15 protein-coding genes are annotated in these 25,136 nt (G+C 29.7%); 14 read left to right on the top strand and 1 reads right to left on the bottom strand.

The genetic code is table 11. The features are described 5' to 3' along the window. Window positions 1-208: 208 nt before the first annotated feature. The 6 genes from ACJDTP_RS24865 (at window position 209) to ACJDTP_RS24840 (ending at window position 10,585) form a co-directional block, all read left to right on the top strand. Entirely contained in the window at window positions 209-2,611 is a 2,403-nt protein-coding gene (locus tag ACJDTP_RS24865; protein WP_039770733.1) for a diguanylate cyclase, read from the top strand. A 209-nt stretch (window positions 2,612-2,820) separates the two neighbouring features. Continuing rightward, complete coding sequence (locus tag ACJDTP_RS24860) at window positions 2,821-4,986, top strand: YhgE/Pip domain-containing protein (protein WP_039770735.1); 2,166 nt, start codon at window positions 2,821-2,823, stop codon at window positions 4,984-4,986. 271 nt (window positions 4,987-5,257) lie between these two features. After that, a complete protein-coding gene (locus ACJDTP_RS24855) occupies window positions 5,258-7,945 on the top strand; it encodes a sigma-54-dependent transcriptional regulator (RefSeq protein ID WP_406762763.1) in 2,688 nt (895 codons plus the stop codon). 431 nt (window positions 7,946-8,376) lie between these two features. Next, the gene (locus ACJDTP_RS24850; protein ID WP_017212129.1) at window positions 8,377-8,700 is read left to right on the top strand and encodes a PTS lactose/cellobiose transporter subunit IIA; all 324 of its coding nucleotides are present in this window, start codon (window positions 8,377-8,379) and stop codon (window positions 8,698-8,700) included. A gap of 77 nt (window positions 8,701-8,777) precedes the next feature. Beyond that, window positions 8,778-9,086 carry a PTS sugar transporter subunit IIB gene (locus ACJDTP_RS24845; RefSeq protein WP_406762762.1) on the top strand — a complete coding sequence of 103 codons (309 nt, stop codon included), beginning with the start codon at window positions 8,778-8,780 and terminating at the stop codon, window positions 9,084-9,086. A 188-nt stretch (window positions 9,087-9,274) separates the two neighbouring features. Next, window positions 9,275-10,585 (top strand): PTS sugar transporter subunit IIC, encoded by a 1,311-nt coding sequence (locus ACJDTP_RS24840; protein WP_103698919.1) that lies wholly within the window; start codon window positions 9,275-9,277, stop codon window positions 10,583-10,585. A 154-nt stretch (window positions 10,586-10,739) separates the two neighbouring features. On the opposite strand, the gene ACJDTP_RS24835 is transcribed toward ACJDTP_RS24840, so the two are convergent. Next, window positions 10,740-12,488 (bottom strand): methyl-accepting chemotaxis protein, encoded by a 1,749-nt coding sequence (locus ACJDTP_RS24835; RefSeq protein ID WP_023976099.1) that lies wholly within the window; start codon window positions 12,486-12,488, stop codon window positions 10,740-10,742. 449 nt (window positions 12,489-12,937) lie between these two features. Here ACJDTP_RS24835 and ACJDTP_RS24830 point away from each other — a divergent pair, with 449 nt between their 5' ends. From ACJDTP_RS24830 to ACJDTP_RS24795, 8 genes are all read left to right on the top strand, one after another. Beyond that, window positions 12,938-14,410 (top strand): L-fucose/L-arabinose isomerase family protein, encoded by a 1,473-nt coding sequence (locus tag ACJDTP_RS24830; RefSeq protein WP_054249045.1) that lies wholly within the window; start codon window positions 12,938-12,940, stop codon window positions 14,408-14,410. Window positions 14,411-14,765: 355 nt separating this feature from the next. Beyond that, complete coding sequence (locus ACJDTP_RS24825; protein ID WP_012060834.1) at window positions 14,766-16,079, top strand: ABC transporter substrate-binding protein; 1,314 nt, start codon at window positions 14,766-14,768, stop codon at window positions 16,077-16,079. A 266-nt stretch (window positions 16,080-16,345) separates the two neighbouring features. Next, complete coding sequence (locus tag ACJDTP_RS24820; protein WP_012060833.1) at window positions 16,346-17,245, top strand: carbohydrate ABC transporter permease; 900 nt, start codon at window positions 16,346-16,348, stop codon at window positions 17,243-17,245. A gap of 5 nt (window positions 17,246-17,250) precedes the next feature. Further along, window positions 17,251-18,093, top strand: coding sequence for a carbohydrate ABC transporter permease (locus tag ACJDTP_RS24815; protein ID WP_039770769.1), 843 nt, complete (start codon window positions 17,251-17,253; stop codon window positions 18,091-18,093). A gap of 57 nt (window positions 18,094-18,150) precedes the next feature. After that, window positions 18,151-19,920 (top strand): cache domain-containing sensor histidine kinase, encoded by a 1,770-nt coding sequence (locus ACJDTP_RS24810; RefSeq protein ID WP_023975925.1) that lies wholly within the window; start codon window positions 18,151-18,153, stop codon window positions 19,918-19,920. After that, on the top strand, window positions 19,920-21,515 hold the full coding sequence (locus ACJDTP_RS24805) for a response regulator transcription factor (RefSeq protein WP_023975924.1): 1,596 nt from the start codon (window positions 19,920-19,922) through the stop codon (window positions 21,513-21,515). The genes ACJDTP_RS24810 and ACJDTP_RS24805 overlap by 1 nt, the downstream gene beginning before the upstream one ends. Then, complete coding sequence (locus tag ACJDTP_RS24800; RefSeq protein WP_023975923.1) at window positions 21,478-22,803, top strand: glycoside hydrolase family 30 protein; 1,326 nt, start codon at window positions 21,478-21,480, stop codon at window positions 22,801-22,803. The genes ACJDTP_RS24805 and ACJDTP_RS24800 overlap by 38 nt, the downstream gene beginning before the upstream one ends. Window positions 22,804-22,860: 57 nt before the next feature. Further along, the gene (locus ACJDTP_RS24795) at window positions 22,861-24,990 is read left to right on the top strand and encodes a glycoside hydrolase family 3 C-terminal domain-containing protein (RefSeq protein WP_105411567.1); all 2,130 of its coding nucleotides are present in this window, start codon (window positions 22,861-22,863) and stop codon (window positions 24,988-24,990) included. Window positions 24,991-25,136: the final 146 nt, after the last annotated feature.

Here is a 25,136-nt window from a genome sequence, read left to right as displayed (position 1 = left end):
CTATAGAACAATAGTCTAAGTTGCAAAATTCTGATATAGAACGTTTCGAAATAATGATTAAATGATAAAGAAGAATGAAATATTGATATTAATTTGTTTATAACTACAAAAAAACACAATAATTAATATAATATGTATAAAATAATTATAAAATCTGATAAAATTAATATATAATTTGTCTATTAATGATATATTAATGAGGTGAAAGATGAATATAAGAAGAAAGTTTATAGTTTTATCTATATTATGGGGAATAATTCCTGCAATTATTTCGACAAGCATATGTATTTCAAATTTTAATACTAGAAACTTAGAATTAACTAAGCAGAATGTAGAAACTTTTTCTAAGGATCAATCTATACACTTAAAAGCTTTTTTTGATGAGAATATTAGTAATCTTAATAATGATACCAATATACCAATAGTAAAAAAAATATTAACTGCATTAAATAATAAAGAAGATTTAGAAGATAAAAGGCATGATATACAAGTTTTAAATGAAATCTTGGCTGGTAGAATGCAAGAAGAATTTTTTTTAAGTAGAGAGGTACTTGTTGACAAGGAGGGTGTAATTATTGCATGTGATAATAGTGAGTTCATAAATAAGAAGGCTATGATTCCTAATAATGAAGTTGAGAAGCTTAAGCAAAACGAAGTTGTTGTAACAAACATTATAGAAAGAGAAGATTTTAATGATGGAGCCAAAAGTGCGATAATTGCAAGCCCTATATTTGTAGGAGGCAAATACCAAGGTTTTATAGCTAATATAATGAATATGAATTATTTTGAAAAACTTGTAAACGATGTTAGCTTTTTTGATACTGGAAGAATACTGATAATGGACCCAAATGGCGCTGTTGCAGCTGGAACTAGCAATAATATAAAAGAAAATATAAAAAAGATAAATGTTCCTAATAATTTGTACGAGCAGTGGGAAAAGATAGATTTTGATAGTACACCTAATGGAATAATCGAATATAAAATTAATAACACTGAAAAGATAGGATATTATTCGAGGATTAGTAATACTGGCTGGATAGTATTAAGTGCAATTGAATTATCAGAATTTAAGACGCCAACTGAGAGAACTATAAAGAATACTGTGGCATTTTTTATAATTATTTCACTATTAATAACAGTATCATATTTATTTATAGTTAATTATTTCTCTAAGCCTATATATAAATTATTGGAGGTAATTAGAAAGATAAAACAAGGTAATATGGATGATCGATTTATATATAATAAGGAGGATGAATTCGGAGAAATAGCAACAGCATTTAATGGATTGATGGATACTATAGAAAAGAATAAAAAGCATATAGAAGAAAAAAATAGAAGGCTACAATCTCTAACATCCAATATACCAGGAGGAGTATATACGTGCAAAATAGAAAATGGAGAATATATTTTAGATTTTGTAAGTAGTGGGTGTCTAAGCATTTTAGGTTACAAAGAAGATGAATTTACTGAAAATCAAAGGCGTAAAAAATTAATTGAATTAATTTGCGAGGCTGATAGAGAAAGAGTAATGAGGGATATAAGAGAACAAATAAGTAAATATGGTAAGTACACTGTAGAATACAGGGTTAAAAGGAGTGATGGAGTCAATGTATGGTTATTAGATAACGGTCAAATAGTAGAAAATAGCTATGGTAAATTATTTAGCTACAGTGTAGTAATAAATATAACTGAATCCAAAATAACTCAAGAAGAGCTTAGAATGAGTGAGGAGCGCTATCGTATAATTATGTCTCAAACAGAAGACGCAATTTTTGAATGGAATATCCCCAAAGATACTGTTTATTTTTCTGGAAATTGGGAAAATAAGTTTAGCTATAAATCAGTTGTAAACAATGTTAGTGAGATTATATATAAAACAGATTATATTTATAATGATGATATAAAGAATTTTGGAAAATTGCTTAATGGTATTATATATGGGGATACATATAAAGAAGCTGAAATTAGAATAAAGAAAAATACTAATGAATATATTTGGTGCAAAATAAGAATAACTGCCATGTTTGATGGAAATGGAGATATATTTAAGGCCATAGGGATAATTATTGATATTGATGAAGAAAAGAGAGAGAATGAAAAACTTTTATTTAAAGCACAAAGAGATAGTTTAACTAGCTTATATAATAAAGGAACAGTACAAAATATGATTGAAGAATATATGAAAAGTGCTAAGAAAGGCGATAGTGGAGCGCTATTTGTTGTAGATCTTGATAATTTTAAAGCTGTAAATGATAATTTAGGTCATCTAGCAGGAGATTTTGTTTTAACTGACATTTCACTAATGTTTTCAGAGATATTCAAAGAAGATTCTATTGTAGGACGAATAGGTGGAGATGAATTTGTGATATTCCTTAAAAATATTACATCGGAAGAGTTATTAATTGAAAAAGCAAAAGATCTAATGAATGGTTTTAGGAGTAATAATACCGATGAAGTTTTAAGTCAAAAAGTTTCTGGAAGCATAGGAATAGCAAAATATCCAGAGCATGGTAAGAGTTTTAAGGAACTTTTTACAAATGCGGATAAAGCAGTCTACTTAGCAAAAAGTAAAGGTAAAAATAATTATTGCATTTTTGAAGAAAATTAATTATACGAATAATAAGATAATACTGATGGGATAGCTCTCATCAGTATTATTTTTGATTAGAATCTATTGTTGAGTTGTCGTAGTAAAATCATAAAAGTGCTTTTGAATTATTTAATACTTTAATGGAGAACATAAACTTAGCATTGTTATACTTGTATTGTTTAATTGTGCCTTAACATTAAGTTCAAGAAGGAAGGTATGCAAAAGTTATGAGTACAATATTTAAAATTTACAAAAGGGATATAAGAAAAATAACAACTAATATTCCTCTCATGATTATAATAGTAGGGTTACTTTTCGTACCTGCTTTATATGCATGGATTAATATAATAGCTTCTTGGGATCCATATGGAAACACCAAAGGACTTTTAGTAGCAGTAGTAAATAATGATGAAGGCGCTCAATTTCAAAACCTAGAAATTAATATAGGTAGAGAGGTAATAGATAAGCTGAAAGGTAATGAAAGTATTGGATGGACTTTTGTTAACGAGGATGAAGCAGAAAGTGGAGTAAAATATGGTAAGTATTATGCTAGTATAACTATACCTGAAGATTTTTCGAGTAATCTTCTCTCAGTTGCAGCAAGTGGTGAGCCTAAAAAAGCTAAACTTATTTATTCTGTTAACGAAAAAATTAATGCTATAGCACCTAAAATTACAAAAAGCGGATTAACAAGTTTACAAAATGAAATAACTAGTTCTGTTACAGAAGAAGTAAGTAGTACTGTGCTTAATTATATGAATGCTTATGGTATTGAACTTGAGAAAATTAAGCCTCAGCTAGAAGAACTTATGAATATTATAAATGACATAGATAATAACCTACCTCAAATTGGTGAAGGAATAAATAATGCTTATAATGGGGCAGTAGATCTAAATAACTTTATACAAAATATTCAAGGGAATATACCTAATATAACAAATTCACTGAACAACGCTCAAAATGCTGTTCAATCCAGTAATGACTTTTTTATTAAGGTTAATGACACAATAAAAAATATATCTCCGTATGTTAGAACAGATTTAGCTACAGTAAAGGCTAATTCTACTGCAACAAGAGATGCACTTAACAGTATTAATAATTCCGTTGATACAGATGTTAAGGGGCAGCAGGATATTCTAAGATTAGCTTCAACTAAAATGAATAATGCACTATCTGCCGTTAATAATGATATAAATATACTTCAATCTGTAAATAATATTTTACATAGTAGTGCAATATCTAATTTTATAAATAAAATGCAAAATATTAGGGATCAATTAGTTCAAAATAAATTAAATTTAGATGCTTTGATAACTACATTAAGTAATGGTAATAAAATTTCTTCCGATGCAGTAGAATCTCTAATACAAGGGATAGATAAAACATCACAACTTATTGATGATTCAATAAATAATTTTGACAGCGCTATTTCGCCAGCAATAAATAGTCTTGTGAACAATACAACAAATATGGCAAACAACTCATTAACACTTTTAGAAAGTGCAAAAAATAATATACCTTTAATAAATAGTCTGCTAAAAGATGCTAATATTGGTACTGATTTAGGGGCAGAACAGATTAAAAATATTAAAGATAAATTTCCAAAAACTGAGGAGACTATCCACAGTAATGTTGAAAAATTTAAAAGTTTGAGTAATGATGAAAAATTCAACGAACTCACAGGTCTTCTACAGAAAAATACAAAGGATGTAAGTGATTTTCTGGCAAATCCAATTGAGCCAGTTCAAAACAGGGTATTTCCTATACCTAATTATGGATCAGCTATGGCTCCATTTTACAGTACTCTTGCTATATGGGTAGGTGGATTTACATTACTTTCTATACTATCTGTCCATGTAGAAGCGCTGGATGATGTTAAGAATTTAGGAACTACAAAAATGTTTTTTGGCAGGTTCTTAACTCTTGCAACCCTTTCACTACTCCAAGCTATTATCATTGTTTTAGGAAATTTATTTTTTATTAAGACTTATTCTGTAAGTCCAGTAATACTTTTAATATTTTCTATGTATGTAAGTATAATTTTTATAATGATTATATACACCTTGGTATCAGTATTTGGGAATGTGGGTAAAGCTTTAGCTTTAATTATAATGGTACTTCAGGTTTCAGCATCAGGAGGAACTTTCCCAATACAGCTTACGCCTAAATTTTTTCAAAATATAAGTCCAATGCTTCCTTTTACATATGCAATAGGAGGAATGAGAGAGGCAGAGGGTGGGATCATCTGGAGTTCCTTATATTACAATATTGGAATTTTATCTATATATTTTTTCATATCAATAATTATTGCTGTATTTTTAAAAGAAAAGATGAATAAGAAGTCAGAAAAATTTGTTAATAGGATGAGAGAAAGTGGATTAGTAGGAGAGTGAAGATAAACGCTAATTAAATTATGTTCATTTTATGTAAATGTATGAGCCTAATTTAATTGCTTAAGGTAGGTATTTACAAGAAAGTAAAAAAGCAATGATATAATTTGTAATTGGACTATTACAAACAAATATCATTATTGTCATTGATAAAGTAGGCGAGACTAATAAATAGTATGTTATTATATTACTATGTATAGAGTCTCGCTTTATATATTTTAAGTTAAGTAGTGTATGTAAAAATATTTTAAGTTAATAGGGGGGGATTAATGAGATGAAAAGAATTGAATTAATTCTTGCAAAGTTAAGAGAAATAAAAGATTTGTTTCCAAATGGAATTTCTGCATTAGAAATTGCGGAGGAGTTAAACCTTAGCAGAGCAAATGTAAGTAATGATTTGAATAAATTAGTAAGTGATGGGAAGGCAATAAAGATAAAGGGGAAGCCGACACTATTTATTGCAATAGATGAGGAAAACGTTACCTCAAATTTATCAGTCATAAATAAGTTTTCGGAAGCTAACCCTAGTCTATATTCAGCAGTAGAGCAAGCAAAAGCCGCAATATTGTATCCACCAAATGGAATGAATATATTATTACTTGGGGAAACAGGAGTTGGTAAATCGACTTTTGCAGGACTGATTTATAAATATGCCATTGAAATGAATGTGAAATCTAAAGATAGTCCTTTTATAACATTTAATTGTGCAGATTATGCAAATAATCCTCAGTTATTACTTGGGCAATTATTCGGAGTAAGAAAAGGTTCTTATACAGGGGCGGATTTTGACAAGGTCGGTTTGCTAGAGAAAGCTAATGGAGGAATTTTATTTCTTGATGAGGTTCATAGATTGCCTGCAGAAGGGCAGGAGATGTTCTTTACATTTATGGATAGAGGGGTATATAGAAGGCTTGGAGAAACAGAAAGTGAAAGAAGTGCAAATGTTCTTATAATAACGGCTACTACAGAGGATCCAAATACTACATTGCTAAAAACATTTACTCGAAGAATTCCTATGGTTATAACAATACCATCATTAAAGAATAGAGGAATGGAAGAACGATTCAATCTAATAAAACAATTTATGATTGAAGAGTCAGGAAGACTTGGAAAAAGTATTAAGGTGTCAGTAAACTCAATAAAAGCTTTTTTATCATATAACTGTGAGAACAATGTAGGGCAGTTAAGATCTGATATACAATTAGCTTGTGCTAAAGCATATGCTGATTTTCTGTCGAATAGAAAAGATGTAATAAAGATAAATAGTATAGATTTACCGCTATATATAAGGGAAGGTTTATATAAAGAGATAGAACATACACAGTTATGGAACAAATTGATTGATATAAATAAGAGATATCTAATATTTGATAAGGATGAAGATAGGGAGATATTTGAAGAAGGTACTAATGATAGCAATATCTATGAGATGTTAGATTTAAGGACAAATGAACTTAAAGCAAAGGGAATAAAAGGAGAACATCTAGAGGAAGAAATAGAAAAAGATATTGAAGATTATTTTAAAAAATATATTAACGATTTTAGTACTAAAGTTGATATGACCAATATAAAAAACATCGTAGAGAAAGATGTTATGGATATAATCGAGGAGATTATTTTATTCTGCGAAGAAGAACTGGGAATAAAGCTAGACAAAAAAATAAGTTATGGGTTAGCAGTTCATATTAGTAATTCAATAGATAGAATAAGGAGAAATAAAAAAATTGTTAATCCTAAATTAAGTAGTATTAGAGAAGAAAATAAAAAAGAATTTAGTGTGGCTTTAGATGCTTTGAAGATGATAGAGAGATCAATTGATATAAGTATGCCAATTGATGAAGCCGGATTTATAGCTATGTTCTTAAGTTATAATTATAGAAACGTAAGATATATACAAAATGATGTAAAGATAATAATAATTGCCCACGGTATTAGTACTGCGACATCAATGGCTGAGGCAGTTAATAGTCTGCTTGGAACAGAAAATACTGCGGGTATTAATGCACCCATAGAAGAAAAACCTGAGAATATATTAGAGAAAACTATAGAATATATTAGAGAACAAAAAATTAAATCGGATATATTATTTTTAGTAGATATGGGATCACTTACGACTTTTGGAAAAGAAGTAGAAAATATATCTAATATAAAAACTAGAACCATACCATTAGTCAGCACTTTGCATGCATTAGAAGCAACAAGAAAATCTATGATGGGATATTCTTTGGACGAAATATATAGAGAAACACTAGATGTTAATAGTTTATATGATGATAATGTTGCAGATATAGATTATAAGGAAAACGAGAAAGATAAAAGATTAGCAATAGTAACAGTGTGTACAACTGGTGAAGGTGGAGCTAAGACTATTAAGGGAATATTGGAACGAAATCTAACTTTTGATAAAAATGTAATAGAAATTGTGCCTATAAATTTTATAGGCAAAGAAAATGTATATGAAAGAATAGAAAAATTAAGGAATAAATACGAAATTATTTGTTTTGTCGGACCTTTTGAATTAGATGTAAATAGTCCGCAGTTTTCGCTAGATGATATTATAGATGGAGATTGTGCTAAGGATATACAAAACCTTATTGATGCAGAAGAAACATATATAAAAATGGAGGAAACTTTAGAGCGTGATTTAAAAAATGTTGATGGAATAATGGTACTAAAGAGCATAAAGAAATTCAATAGAACTGTTACTGAAGAATTAAAGGTTAATATAAAGATTAATATTCTAATTGGAATAACACTTCATATGGCGTGTGTAATAGATAGATATAAGGAAGGTAAAATTACCTTAGAATTTGAAGGGAAAAAGGATTATATAAAAAATAATTTTAATCTATATAAAATTGTGAAAAATGCATGTGCACCTATAAATACAAAGTATTCAATTAGTGTTTCAGATGATGAAATATGTTATTTAATGACATTCTTTGATAGTAATAACATTTAATAAATGAATCATGAAAAAATAAGAAATATATAAATATCTATTCTGTAGGATAACTAGTAATCTTACTTTATAGATATTTATATTTTTTTTGTTTAAATTTATAGACTAAGTTTTATAATTTAGTGCAAAATATTGTCTTGAATCTATAATATCTAAAAAATTGGGTATAAAACATATAATAAATACACAAAATAAAACACATTGACCATTTGTTTTAAAAAATTTGTGAAAAAGTAAAACACATAATAATTGTTTTTAAAGTGTTTTATTATCCTCAAAAGTGCATAAATGCTACGATTGAACTCATAATCACATTTTTATTTCTGCATCAGAAACTTGGCACGGTTATTGCTTTATATATAAGCATAAGAAAAACAAAACAAAATTAATATAAAGTATAAAAACAAAAAGTATTAAAAGGAGAGAGCAAAATGGAAGAATTAGAATTAGCAATCATGAATATTATAATAAACGCTGGAGACTGCAAAAATCATGCTTATATGGCTCTTAATAATGTAAACGAAGGAAATTATGAGGAAGCTGAAAAAGAAATGCAATTAGCAAATGATGCATTAGCTAAAGCTCATGAAGGTCAGACAATGTTTCTTCATAAAGAAGCTAATGGAGAAAAAGTTGATATATCGGTTTTATTTGTACATGCACAAGATCATTTAATGACAGCAATAACTGAAAAGAATTTAATTGAACAAATAATGGAATTAAGGAAAATTATAAATACATTAGTAAAACAATAAAAGAGATATAAATTTAATTAATCAACAACTATAATTCTTATTTTAATAAACTATATATATTTAAGGAGGAATCAACTATGATGAAAATTAGATTATTTTGCGCAGCAGGAATGTCAACAAGTCTTTTAGTTAGTAAAATGAAGGATGCAGCTAAGGTCAAAGGTGTAGAAGTAGATATAGAAGCTTTTCCAGAAGGACAAATGGATAAACATCTAGATAATGTAAACGTTGCACTATTAGGGCCACAAGTTGGATATACATTAGGAAAAGCAAAAAAGATGTGTGAACCACTTGGAATTCCAGTGGATGTAATACCAATGGTTGATTATGGAATGATGAATGGATCAAAAGTGCTAGAATTTGCACTAAATTTAGCTAATAAATAAGAACTGAATTTATATAGAAAAATGTAATATAAAACTGAATTATTGTACAAAGTTATATATAATCATTTAAGATATTAGCAGGCTATATGGAAGGTTGTAACTTTAATATAAAAGATAATATTAAGCCTAACATATTTATTATTATATATTCTGACTATCATATTATATTTAATTAAGGAGGAATCATTATGTCAATTGGAAATACCCTAAATGAAAAGGTTATACCAGTAGTTATGAAGTTTGTTAACCTAAAAGGTGTTATAGCATTAAAAGATGGTATTTTATTTACATTACCTTTTATTATGGTAGGATCAGTATTTTTATTACTTGCACAAATACCATATCAGCCATTTAACGATTGGATGGCTAGTCAGCTTGGACCAGGATGGACAGAGCCATTATTTCAAGCTTATGGAGCTACATTCTCAATAATTGCATTTATTGCGGCAATAGGTATAGCATATACCTATGCGAAAAACGAGGGACATGAACCTCTATCTGCAGGAATAATATCATTTGTAGTATTTTTATTAACAACTAATTCTTATGTGATAACTAAGGGAGGAGAAAAAGTAAGCGATGTTATTAGTAAAGAATTTGCTGGTGGAAAAGGAATGGTTACAGCAATTATTATTGGTTTAGTTGTAGGTGCAATTTACTCATGGTTCATGAAAAGGAAGATTACAATTAAAATGCCAGCTGGTGTACCACAAGGGGTTGCAAACTCATTTGCATCATTAATACCAGCAGCAGTTATAGTGCTTGGAGCAACAATACTTTATAGTATTCTTAAATATGGAATGAATACAACATTTATAGAACTAATATATAAGTTAATACAAACACCATTACAAGGAATGACAGATTCTTTAGGCGGAGTTATTGTTATGACATTTATAATCCCATTTTTATGGTGGTTTGGAGTACATGGATCATCAATTATAAGTGGTATAATGACAGGAATACTAACATCAAATGCAATGGAAAATCAAGCTATAGTTAATAGTGGAAAAGCACTTACAGTAGCTAATGGTGGTCATATAGTAACACAACAATTTTTAGACAATATGATTGGTATGACAGGTTCAGGTGTAACAATAGGACTTGTAATATGTATGTTATTGTTTGCAAAATCAGCACAAAGTAAAGAACTAGGTAAATTAGCTATAGTACCAGGATTTTTCAATATAAATGAACCAGTTTCATTTGGAACTCCAATAGTAATGAATCCATTTATGGCAATACCATTTATACTTACTCCAATGGTTACAGGGTTAATTACTTATTTTGCAATGTATACAGGGTTAGTTCCATTATTTACTGGAGTATTAGTTCCATGGACAACACCACCAATAATAGCAGGACTTATCTTAGGTGGATGGAAAATGGCGTTATTGCAATTAGTAATTATGGGAGTATCATTTGTTATTTACTACCCATTCTTTAAGAAACAAGATGCTTTAAACTTTAAAAATGAACAGGCAGCAAAAAATGCATAAAATTGAAATTTGATATAAATTAAATCAAGAACATTTTTAAAAATTAGTAGTCGTAATTTAATTAAAGATAAATTATTATTACTTTTTCTATAATAAATAGCCTCTATATAAAATAGTTATTTTCAAAGACTATTTATATGGAGGCTTATTTATATCAATGTTGTAATTTGAATTCAGAAATTTGCTCATGCATAATTTGCGAGTGAGATGCTAATTCTTCAATAGATGCTGATGTTTCCTCTGCTGTTGCTAGGTTAGTTTGGACAATATCTGATATAATATCCACTTTTAAAGTCATTTTTGATATTGCACTTGTTTGCTCTTCAGAAGCAGTAGCTATTTCCTTTACTAACTCTGAAGTATATTCAACATTTTCGACAATGCTATTTAAGGCTATACCAGTTTCATTTGCTATCAATTCGCCTTTAGATACAGTGTTTAATGAGTTCTTTATTATTTGAGTAATATTTTTAACAGAATTAGAAGATTGTTCAGCTAATTTTCGTACCTCATCAGCAACAACGGCGAAACCCTTTCCGGCATCGCCTGCTCTGGCAGCTTCTATAGCTGCATTTAAAGCTAATAAGTTAGTTTGTTCAGATATTGACTGAATTGTATTTATAATTGCTGAAATTTCATTGGAGGCAGTAGCAATCTCGTTTATAGATTCCATTAATTGTTTCATTTTATTATTTCCATCAGCAACAATCTTTGTTGTTTCATTGTAATAATTATAAGCTTTTTCAGAGTTATTTGTATTCTTTTTTACTTGATCAAGTATTATATTAAAGTTTCCCTGAAGTTCTTGCACTGCGCTAGCTTGATTAGAAGCTCCTTCGGAAAGTACTTTTGTAATTGAAGAAATTTCTTTTGCGCTATTTGCAGTAAAATCAATTGATTTATCTATATCTAAAAAGCTAGAATTTAAGTTAGCTATAATTTCATCTAAAGATTTTTGTATTGGCGCAAAATCCCCAATGTAATGAACGGATTCCATTTTGTTAATATTTAAATTTCTATTTGATAATTCCTCTAATGTATATGTTATATCTTTAATATATAATTTTAGCATATCTATAGATTTCTTCAAATCATTGAACATATCACCCATTTCATCTTTTGAAGAATATTCATTGTCTATGTTTAATATTCCATTTGATAAATTTGTAGAAACTTTTTTTACATTATTTATTCCTTCAAATATAGAAGATTTTAAAGTTTTACCTAGAAATCTTGGAATGAGTATTAAAAATATAATTATTAAAACAAGAATTACGGTAGCCAAATTCCTGTAAAAAATGGATTCATTTACAAATGTTTGTGCATTTCCTTTAGAAGATTCGTATAATTGAGAAATATAATTTTCGACAATATCTATTTGAAAGCTATATGTATCCAACTTAGAAGTTATTGTACTTTTAGGATCATTATTTTTGATAGAATTGCATAGTTCTTTTCTATAGGTATCAGCAATACTTAAATTTTTAGTAAGTTGATCTATGGCAGATTTATCACTTGTATTTTGCTTCAATAAATCTATCTTACTAGTGAGCTCTTCAAGGGCTTCATCGGAATTTCTTATAAAGTCTTCCTTATTTTTAGGACTATTTTCTATTACAGCTCTAGAAATATTTGTATCAGAAACCTGAAATGCAAGCCTAATATCGGATAATGCTTGAGAAATATGATAAGGACCATTATATAGAGAAAAAGTTCTAGCAGATAATGATAGTAGTACACCTATAGATATAACCATACTCAATAATGTAAATATAAGTATAAAATTAAAGGTTGTATCTATTTTTTTACTTATAGAATAGTTTTTGAATTTTTCGTTTAATTTGAATGATTTACTTATGAAGGATTGTTTATCTTTATTAAAAGCTTTTTTAATTTTATTCATACCGAATCACTCCTACTAAATTCAAAGTGAAAACATTAACATATATTATTATATCAAAGTTTACATATTACAGCAATTGAATAAATAGATAAAAATTTATGCATTTTACAGTATATAACTATTAGAAAAATTAATTATGAAAATGTATACAAAAAGGTATTGACTAATTAATATAAAAGCTTTATTATAGACTTATCAAACAACATTTAAAAAGTTATTTTAAAATATATTTAAAGTGAAACATTAACAAGTACTAAAGCTAAATTTAAAACTCGGACAGGCTATGTAAAATAATAGCTAGATTCAATTATTTAGGAATAGGATATTAATTAATATCTAACTTAATAAATCTAATTTGTAGCATTAAAATATCGAATAATATACTTCGTAAAATTTGTCAAGATCTGATTATAAGAATTTAAAATTCATAAAAAATGGAGGAGTTAAAAATGAATAATATACCACAAGTAAAATTAGGAATTGTTGCAGTAAGTAGAGATTGTTTCCCAATGGAATTATCAGAAAATAGAAGAAAAGCAGTAGTAGAAGCTTTTAATGGAGAAATTTTTGAATGTCAAACAACTGTTGAAAATGAAAAAGATATGAGAAAAGCTTTAGCTGAAGTTAAAGAAGCTGGAGTAAATGCATTAGTTGTATATTTAGGAAACTTTGGTCCTGAAACTTCAGAAACTTTACTTGCTAAAGAATTTGATGGACCAGTTATGTTTGCAGCTGCTTCAGAAGAGAGCGGAGATAATTTAATAGGCGGACGTGGAGATGCATATTGCGGAATGTTAAATGCAAGCTACAATTTAGCTCTAAGAAACATTAAAGCATACATTCCAGAATATCCAGTAGGAACAGCTCCAGAAGTTGCAGGAATGATTTCTGAATTTGTGCCAGTTGCTACTGCATTATTAGGATTAAAGAACTTAAAAATAATTTCTTTTGGTCCAAGACCTCAAGATTTCTTAGCTTGTAATGCACCTATTAAACAATTATACAATTTAGGTGTTGAAATAGAAGAAAACTCAGAACTAGATTTATTTGCTGCATTTAATGATCATAAAGATGATCCAAGAATTGCAGACGTTATAGCTAGCATGGAAAAAGAATTAGGTGAAGGAAATAAAATGCCTGGTATCTTACCAAAGCTTGCTCAATATGAAATTACATTATTAGACTGGATGGAAGAACATAAAGGTTCAAGAGAATACATTGTATTTGCAAATAAATGCTGGCCTTCATTCCAAACACAATTTGGATTTGTACCATGTTATGTAAACAGCCGTTTAACAGCTATGGGAATCCCAGTATCATGTGAAGTTGATATTTATGGTGCATTAAGTGAATACATCGGAACTTGCATAAGCCAAGATGTTGTAACATTACTTGATATAAACAATACAGTTCCAGCTGATATGTATGAATCAGAAGTTAAAGGGAAATTTAATTATTCATTAAATGATACATTCATGGCATTCCACTGTGGTAATACAGCAGCTTGTAAATTAACATGTGGAACAATGAAAAACCAAATGATTATGGCAAGAGCTCTTGAACCAAATCAAGAACCAAATATAACTAGAGGAACACTTGAAGGAGATATAGTACCAGGAGATATTACATTCTTCAGATTACAAAGTAATGCAGATGCAGAACTTACAGCTTATGTAGCAGAAGGTGAAGTATTACCAGTTGCAACTCGTTCATTTGGAGCTATAGGAGTATTTGCAATTCCTGAAATGGGAAGATTCTATCGTCACGTATTAGTAGAAGGCAGATATCCTCATCATGGAGCAGTTGCATTTGGACACTTTGGAAAAGCTGTTTACAACTTATTTAGATATTTAGGTGTTAAAGAAGTTGGATTCAATCAACCAAAAGGTATGCTTTACAAAACTGAAAATCCTTTCAAATAGTATTGGATATTTACCAGAATCAAAGGGTTATAGATAAATATTCTTGGCAGTTTTTTTATCTATCTTTGTTTTTGAGGTAATATATTTCAAAGGCTGAAGGCAGGTTCCCCTCCAGCTTTCAGCCTCAATTTATAAAAATTTAATATGTGAATAAAAATATAAATGCCTTCATTATTTAGATAGTATTTTAGAGAACTATTTAAAATGGAGGTTATTTATGCGTTTAATAAAGAAAAATTACAATAGGATATAAAATTATATCTAAAAGACAAATTATTCAATTTTTATTAAACGTTATCAATGCTAATATATAAGTATATCAAATATATGAAAATTCTAGGGGGTAGAAAGGTATATGAATAAGAATTTGAAAAGGATAGCATCAATCATAATGACAGTAACTATGGTTTCTGCATCAATGATTGGCTGCGGAAACAGCACTTCACAGACAAGCGGTGGATCTGCTTCAGGAAAGACAAAATTGACATTATGGCATATCCAAACGTCAACAGCAGCAGATGCAATTAAAGCATCAGTTAAAAGGTTTATGGAAGCTAACCCACAATATGATGTAGAAGTTGTTGATCAGGTTAATGATTCCTACAAACAGAAATTATCTATGGCAATGAGTTCAAATCAGACTCCAGATGTATTTATTCAATGGGGAGGATCAGGATTAATTGATTATGTAAATTCAAATAAAATTGCTGATCTTACAGAATTCATGAACAAAGATAACTACAAAGATAAATTTATAGATGCTGGAATTAATCAATGTTCATACAATGGAAAAATTTATGCCGTTCCGGTTGAAAACGTATCCGTAGCAGGTTTCTTCTATAACAAAGATGTTTTTGCTAAATATGGAATACAAGAGCCAAAAACTATTTCTGAATTAGAAGCTGCATGTGATAAGTTAAAAGCAAACGGAGTGGCGCCATTTGCTTTAGCTAATGCTACAAAATGGACAGGATCTATGTATTATATGTACTTAGCAACTCGTTTTGGTGGGTTAAATGCATTCGCAGATGCAGCATCAGGAAAAGGAAAATTTGAAAACCCTGCATTTGAATTTGCTGGAAGCAAAATTCAAGATTGGGTTAAAAAAGGTTACTTTATAGATGGATTCAATGGTATGGATGATGATAGTGGTCAAGCTAGACAAGCATTATACAAAGGTGATGCAGCTATGGATTTAATGGGTTCATGGTTCACAGGTACAGTACTTGGTGAAAATCCAGACTTTATGAGTAAATTAGGATTCTTCCCATTCCCAGCATTAGACGGTTCAAAAGAAGATCAATCACTTTGTGCAGGAACAGTTGGAGATAACTTATATTCAATTTCAGAAACATGTAAAGATAAAGAAGGTGCTTTTAAATTAATTCAATCTTTATTAGATGATCAAGCATTACAAGATCGTAAGAAATTAGGTAAGATTATTCCACTTAAAGATTTCAAACCAGACGATGCATTAACACAAAAAATCTTAGACACAGTTAACCAAGCAAAAGGAGTTCAATTATGGTATGACCAATACTTACCAGCAGAAGTTGCAGAAGTACACAAATCAACTTGCCAAGAAATATTTGGGCTAACTAAGACTCCACAAGATGCAGATAAGGAACTACAATCTGCTATGGATTCATATAAGGCAAAAAATAAATAATTATAGCAGCATTAAAAAATAATGTAAAAGCTGTTGCAAAATAAAAATTCTATTATATATAAACAATTGCAAATTTAGATTTGAATTATAGCTTATCTTTGAATGAGAATGTGCAAAGCATTTATGATTTCTGAAAAAGGAGTACAAATATGATATATCAGAGATGTAAATATGTTTATATTATAAGTCAAATGCAGAAGTTGAACTTATGCGGTGGAATTAATTTTGTAACAGCTCAATAATTATATAAAGGAGAGAGAGAAAAAGTGCAATCACAAACTAATAGTTTAGCTAAAAGACGTGCCGCGTCAACGAGAAATGCAGCAATTATATTTCTTGTGCCAGCATTTTTATTCTTAATAATATATATAGCATATCCAATTGTCTACTCTTTTAATTTAAGTTGCTATAATTGGAATGGATTTGCATCAAATAAGGTATTTGTAGGATTAAATAACTGGAAAGAACTTATTGCTGACCAAATTTTTAGAAAAGCGTTTCTAAATAATATTGTTATTATGGTTCTATCTATAGCTGTCCAATTACCAATAGGTCTTGCTCTTGCAACATTTTTAGATTTTGGTGGGAAAAAATTTAATATATTTAAAGTAATTTGGTTTATACCAATGTTAATGTCATCTGTTGCAATTGGTTATTTATTTAAGTATGCATTAGATGCAAATTCTGGTATAGTATCAGGAATATCAAAGTTATTAGGTGGGCATTCAGTAGACTTATTAGGTAACCCTAAGACAGCACTATTAACCATCACAATAGCTATTTGCTGGCAATTTATTCCCTTCTATATGGTGTATTTTTTGGCTGCATATAGTGGAATACCATCAGATTTATATGAAGCAGCAATAATTGATGGAGCAAAAAAAAGTCAGTATTTTTGGAAAATAGCACTTCCACTTATGAAACCAGCTATTAAAAGTGCAATTGTATTATCAATGGTTGGATCATTAAAATATTTTGATCTCATATATGTTATGACAGGTGGAGGACCAGGTAACGCGTCAGAACTTATGGCAACTTATATGTACAAAAATGCGTTTTTATCTCAAAGAATGGGATATGGTTCAGCAATTGCTTCAGGGATGTTTATTCTTATAACAATAATATCATTAATCACAATTAAAACATTAAATAGAAAGGAAGATTGACTATTATGAAGCAGAATTCATTAATAAAAAAATTATCTATAAAAGCTATCGTTGGAATACTAGCAATAGCATGGCTTTTAATTACAATAGTTCCTTTTATATTTATGTTATTAGCAGGATTCAAACAGCAATTTGAGATGCTTATGGGAAGTGTATTCGATTTACCAAAAAGTTTATATTTAAAGAATTTCATTGACGTATTCAAAGGAAACATATTTATTTATTTTAAAAACAGTATATTAGTACTTATAGTGTCGCTAGTAATTTTACTATTCTTAAGTGCATGTGCATCTTATCCATTATCTAGATTCAAATTTAAGTTAAATAAGCCAATATATGCTATAATAGTAGCATGTATGTCAGTGCCAATTCATGTAACATTACTTCCAATATTTTTGATGACTACTAAGATGGGTTTGTATGATAGTCCTTGGGCATTAATAGGTCCATATGTGGCTTTTAATTTACCAATCTCAGTATTTATATTAGTTACATTTATGCAGGCAATTCCTAGGGAATTAGAAGAAGCGGCTGAGATAGATGGGTGCAATAAATATAAAATTTTTTCAAATGTTATGCTTCCATTAGTGAAGCCAGGGCTAGCAACTTTAGCAATTTATAATGGTGTTGCTATATGGAATGAATTCAGTTTTGCATTAGTTTTAACTCAAACATTACCTAATAGAACATTACCACTTGCTATTTGGGAATATCAAGGTCAATATACAATGAATGTTCCAATGATTATGTCGGTATTAACTATTTCTATGTTACCAATGATCATAGCATTTATTTTTGGACAAGATAAATTAATAAAGGGCATGATGGCAGGAGCTGTCAAAGGTTAATAATATACTTATGGTAGGTAACTCTTATATATAAGAATTACAAAAAGGGATACAGGTATGTATAAGGAATTGAGAAAAGTTATAAATAAGCTATCTAAAATGAAATTTAATCAGAAGATTACTACATTTTTTATATTGGCAGTCTTAATTACTAATAGTTTTGTAATTTTTGCTGTTTATCAATTAGCAGGAAAGCAAATTACTGAAAAATCCAGTGGATTAGTGCAAGGACAGTTTGAAACAATAACGGATATTTTAAATATAACATTAAAGAATATTATTGAGACATCAAATATGATCACAGGGGACAGTAGAGTTAAAGAATTCTTAATGAATAATAGGCTGACTTCAAAGAATTATAACAAAGATACAAGTGATGCATATTCGTCAGTAAGATATCTCTTAAATACAAACAGTTATATAGATTATATTGGATTGGTGAAATTTGATGGCCCAGAGTTAATATATGTTGGAGAGTCTTGGACAAGTAGCGATTTCAGGACTCAAACTTTAAAGGACTATCAAGATGCTGTAGGCACAAAGTTTGGTAACTGTAAGATAAGCATGAAGAAAAAAGTATTTTATCCAGATCAGTATGTACTAAATATATATCAACCGATCAATGATAAATACAATTTTAATAAATATACTGGATTTTTAGTAATAGGAATTGGAGAAAAAAGTATAAAAGAATTTTACTCTAATTTAGATAAAGGGCTAAAAGTACAAACATATTTAACAGATAAAGATGGAGTTATTATATCTAATGAGGATAAATCTCTGATTGGAACAGAAAGTCCTTATAAAAGCGTATTACAAGGAAAAAGTGGCCAACAAAAAGTTGAAGATAAGATGGTTATTTATGAGAAGCTTGATAATTGGGATTGGTATATGGTGGGGGAGATACCAACAAGATCAATGTTAAGAGATACCAATGCAGTAATAATTTTAATAATAGCTTTAGTAATAGGTGCTGGAGTATTAATTAGTATAGCTTGCTATAAACTAAGCAATAACTTATATAAGCCGATGGATGACATTGTAAGAAAGATGAGAGAGGTTTCGATGGGAAATCTGGAAGTTAGAATGGAACAAGATTATGATGGCAAAGATTTTAGGCAACTAGCAAGTGGCTTTAATATCATGATTGAAGAAATTAATATACTTATGTATAGGATAAAAAAAGAGCAATCTGAGATTAAGCAAATCGAATTAAACAGACTGCAATCTCAAATTAAACCACATTTTTTATATAACACACTAGAGTGTATACATTGGCAGGCTTTATCTGATGGAAATAAAGATGTATCAAAAATGGTAAAAGCGTTAGCTAATTATTATAGATTATGTCTAAGTAGAGGGAAAGATGTTATTCCTATTTCGCAAGAACTAGAAAATGTAGAAAATTATTTGATCATACAAAATATGAGATATAGTGGAATTGCTGAGTGTGAAATAAATGTAGATGAGAATTTCAAAAATGTACTAATACCCAAGCTTACACTTCAACCTTTAATAGAAAATTCCATTTATCATGGAATAAGGGTCAAAGATGGGTATAAAGGTAAGATATTAGTTACCGCAAGAGAAATAAATAACAAGATAGTTATATCAGTTGCTGATAATGGAGTTGGAATGAGACAAGAACAAATTGATGAAATAAATAGCTCTATATCAGTATTTGATGAAAAAACTGGATATGGTTTAAGGAATGTTCATAAGCGAATTGAAATATTATTTGGTAGTGGGTATGGATTATACTACAAGAAAAATGAACATGGTGGAACTACGGTAGATATTATATTACCTAAAGGAGAGAATAATTAATGTATAAAGCTATAGTTGTAGATGATGAGGAAATGATTAGAAAAGGAATATGTAGTGTGATTCCTTGGGAGAAACTCAAGATAGATACTGTTAAAATGGCATCCTCAGGAATTGAAGCTTTAAAAATCATGGAAGAAGAAGCATTTGATATCATGATTACAGATATATGTATGACTGAGATGAATGGATTATCTTTAGTAGAAAAGATGAATTATCTAAATCCTAGGTTAAAAATTATTGTTTTAACAGGATATGATAATTTTGAATATGCTCAAAAATGCTGCAAGATGCAGGTGGAGGATTATCTCCTAAAACCAGTAGATGAGATAGAACTTGAGAATGCTATCGGAAGATTAATAGAGGATTTAGAGCATGAGAAAACTTTAAGCCATGAGCAAAAGATAAATAGCAGGATACAAGGTGTAACAGAACAATTAAAGCTTGAACAGATTATGCAAAATTTACTTTATGAACGAGTGAAGACAAGTGAATTTAAAAAAGTATTGAAGGAGTATTCTTACGATAAGGAAGAGATGCTTCAAATTGCTTTGGTATGTCCAATTATAGATGATAATTTAGCTTGGAAACAACATTTTGAATTATTAAATTTATCTATTAAAAATATTTGCATTGAATTATTTGATTCTAAGAAACAAGGGATTACATTTGAGGACAAAAATAGAAATATAGTAATCGCCATATTTATAAGAGAAGAGTTAGAAGAAGTAACATTAAGAGTACAACATTTAATTGAGTATTTGAAAAATGAGTATGATATTAATCCTAAAGTAATTCTTGGAAGCGTTGTAGGCGGATTTAATAAAATCAATATTTCATATAACGACGCATGTGTTTTATTAAATAATAAGAGCACCTATGGGAAAATCATAACGAAAGAACCTAGAGAAATACGTTTGACTTTATTTAACGAGAGAGTTCAGGAATTTAAGAAGAATATGATAGATAATATAGATGACCTTGAGAAAGTAATGAGTATTTATGAGGCTTATTCAGAGGCCATAGAGTTTTATAATTTATCGACATCATTAGTTAAGAAAACATGTTTTGATATTGGAGGAGGAATATATTTTTCCTACGCAATGGAAAAAGGAGATATATCAGATAATAAGTTAAATTCTTTATTAATTTCATTAAAAAATTGTAGTAGAAGTGATGCCTTGAGAATTACACGAGATTTCATAATACAAATACTTCAGACTGATATTGGAGAAAGCCATGAAATTATAAGAAAAGCAAAACAATATATTAATGATCATTTAAATGAAGACATTTCAGTATATAGTATAGCGGAAATGCTTTATTTAACTCCAACCTATTTTTCAAAGCTATTCAAACATAGTACAGGAGAAGGCTGTAATAACTACATTATACGTAAACGAATACAGAAGGCTAAGTCCCTATTAGAAACAACCAGTATGAAAACGGGTAAAATAGCAACTTTAGTGGGATATAAGGATACAAATTATTTTTCTTTAGCTTTTAAAAAACAGACAGGAATGTCACCAACTGAATTTAGAGAAAAAGGAGGAAGTTATAATGAGGAAAGCAACTTTGATTTCAACAACAAGGACTGATAGCTTAGTAAGTAGTACTATAGATATTAGTAAAGATAAATCATACCATACATTAGAGTTAAATGGGGAGTCCTATCAAACTATTGATGGATTTGGTGGATGTTTTAATGAGTTAGGATATATAGCATTAAAAAAGATTCCAAATGATAAGAAAGAAGAGGTATTTAGAAATCTATTTGATCCAGAGGAGTGTAATTTTACTTATTGTAGATTGCCAATTGGAGCAAATGATTATGCAGAAAGCTGGTACAGTCTAAATGAAACTAAGGGCGATTATGAAATGAAGAATTTTAGCATTGAAAGAGATAAAGAATGCTTGATTCCGTACATTAAAGAAGCAGAAAAATATAGTGGAGAGCTTAATTTATTTGCTTCTCCATGGAGCCCCCCAACTTGGATGAAGTTCCCGGAAGTATACAATTTCGGAACATTAATATGGGAGGAGAAAAATCTAAAAGCATATGCTCTTTACTTTAAGAAATTCATTGAAGAATACCAAAAAGAGGGTATTAAAATTAATCAGGTACACATACAAAATGAACCTATAGCAGATCAGAAGTTTCCATCATGTGTTTGGTCAGGAAAACAATTACGTGATTTTATAAAAGAATACATCGGGCCATTATTTGAAGAGAATAAACTTGATGCTGAGATATGGCTTGGAACATTAAATTCTCCTTATGATGATTATGGAGATGAAAATTGGCAATTTGGTCAGTATAATAATTTTGCTAACACTGTACTAAGTGATAAAGATGCAAAAAGATATATAAATGGCGTTGGGTATCAGTGGGGAGGAAAGCATGCTTTGCTACAGACAAGAATTGCTTATCCAGAAATGAAATTGATACAGACAGAAAATGAATGTGGAGAAGGAAAAAATAGCTGGGAATATGCTGAATATGTATTTAATTTAATGTGGACATACTTTATAAATGGAGTAAGCGCCTATACCTATTGGAATATGGTACTTGAAGAAGAGGGAATAAGCACTTGGGGATGGAAACAAAATTCACTTATTACGGTTACAAAAGATAATGATGTTAAATATAATCCGGAGTATTATCTAATGAGACATTTTTCAAAATATATAAAACAAGGAGCGACAATGAAAGGTCTAAAAGGGGACTTTGCAGGAAATGCTTTGGCTTTTGAGAATCCAGATGGAAGTGTTGTATTAGAAGTATTAAATCCATTTGATGAATTACAAGAAGTCACATTTAGTGTTAATGGTGAAGATTATAGCTTTAATATTCAGCCTCATTCTTTTAATACATTGGTTGTTTAGTCTTATAATTAAAAAAAGTTAGAATAAATATTATGATTATTTTAGGAGATGTGTAATATGGTCGAAGAAAAAAGAATTACTCATGAATATGCGTTAGAAAAAGCAAAAGAATTAGTAGGAAAAATGACGCTAGAAGAAAAAGCAGAACAATTAACTTATAAATCATCAGCTGTAAAAAGATTAAATATACCTAGATATAATTGGTGGAATGAGGGATTGCATGGAGTAGCCAGAGCAGGTATAGCAACAGTATTTCCACAAGCTATAGGATTAGCTGCTATGTTTGATGATGAGTTATTGAATGACATTGCAAAGGTTATCTCAACAGAAGGCAGAGCAAAGTATAATGAAAGCAGTAAAAAAGATGATAGAGACATCTATAAGGGAATAACTTTTTGGTCACCAAATGTTAATATTTTTAGAGATCCTAGATGGGGCCGTGGTCATGAAACCTATGGTGAAGATCCATATTTAACATCTAGATTAGGAGTGGCCTTTGTAAAAGGACTTCAAGGAGAAGGCAAATATTTAAAGGCGGCAGCATGTGCAAAACATTTCGCTGTTCATAGTGGACCAGAAGGATTAAGGCATGAATTTGATGCAGTTGTAAGTAAAAAGGATTTATATGAGACTTACCTCCCTGCTTTTGAAGCTTGTGTCAAAGAAGGTGATGTAGAGGCAGTAATGGGGGCGTATAATCGTACAAATGGTGAGCCTTGTTGTGGAAGTAAAACTTTATTAAGAGACATATTAAGAGGAAAATGGAACTTTAAAGGTCATGTAGTATCCGATTGTTGGGCAATTGCTGATTTTCATTTGCATCATAGAGTGACAAGCACTGCAACAGAATCAGCGGCATTAGCTATGAAAAATGGATGTGATCTAAATTGTGGCAATGTGTATCTTCAATTATTGCTTGCCTATAAAGAGGGATTAGTAACAGAAGAAGATATAACAACAGCAGCAGAAAGATTAATGGCAACAAGAATAAGATTGGGAATGTTTGATGAAGAGTGTGAATATAACAAAATACCATATGAGTTAAATGATTGCAAAGAACATAATGAATTATCATTAAAAGCAGCTAGAAATTCAATGGTTTTATTAAAGAATAATGGAATATTACCATTAAATAAAGATAACTTAAAATCAATTGCTGTTATTGGCCCTAATGCTGATAGTCAGATCATGCTTAAAGGTAATTATTCAGGAACTGCATCTAGATATATAACTGTGTTGGAGGGAATACATGAAGCCGTAGGAGAAGATGTAAGAGTATATTATTCCGAAGGTTGTCATTTATTTAGAGACAGAGTTGAAGAACTAGCAGAACCTAATGACAGATTAAAAGAAGCAATATCAATAGCAGAAAGATCAGATGTCGCAATTCTATGCCTTGGACTAGATTCTACAATTGAAGGTGAGCAAGGAGACGCAGGTAATAGTGAAGGAGCTGGTGATAAAGCAAGCTTAAATTTACCAGGAAGGCAGCAAGAATTATTAGAGAAAATAATAGAAACAGGTACACCTGTTATATTAGTTATTGGTGCAGGAAGTGCATTGACATTTAATAATGCAGAGGATAAGTGTTCAGCTATATTAGATGCTTGGTATCCTGGAAGCAGAGGTGGCAGAGCGGTGGCTGACTTAATATTTGGAAAGTGTTCACCAAGTGGAAAATTACCTATTACATTTTATAGAAATACTAAGGATTTACCAGAATTTATAGATTATTCAATGAAAGATAGGACATATCGCTATATGTCTTGTGAAAGCTTATATCCATTTGGTTATGGATTAACTTATTCTACTGTAAAATTATCAGAATTGCATGTACCAGATGTAGAAAGTGATTTCGATGAGGTAGAGGTAAGCATAAAGATAACTAACACAGGAAATTTTGATATAGAAGAAGTTGTACAATGTTATATAAAAGATCTTGAATCTAAATATGCTGTTAGGAATCATAGTCTAGCAGGATTTAAACGTGTTGGATTGAAAATAGGAGAAAGCAAAATTGTAAAAATGAAAATCAAGAAATCATCATTTGAAGTGGTAAATGATGATGGAGAAAGGATATTAGATAGCAAAAGGTTCAAATTATTTGTTGGTATATCACAACCAGATAGTAGAAGCATTCAGCTTGTTGGAATATCTCCCTTAGAAGTTGATATCAAGCTAGCATAAATTTTTATAGTATATTATGAAGCTGCTCTAGTCGGAAAATATTTATCAGACTGGGCAGCTTTATTATAGTATATATGTTGCAAATTGGTTTCTACATTCGGACGCATAGCCTGTCTATTGTCTGAGTAGGAACCATATTTATAGAT

Source organism: Candidatus Clostridium helianthi (assembly GCF_045310795.1).
In the GTDB taxonomy this organism is placed as follows: Bacteria; Bacillota; Clostridia; order Clostridiales; family Clostridiaceae; genus Clostridium; species Clostridium helianthi.
Note: the sequence above shows the minus strand (reverse complement) of the source record. Positions and strands in the feature narration are given on the sequence as shown.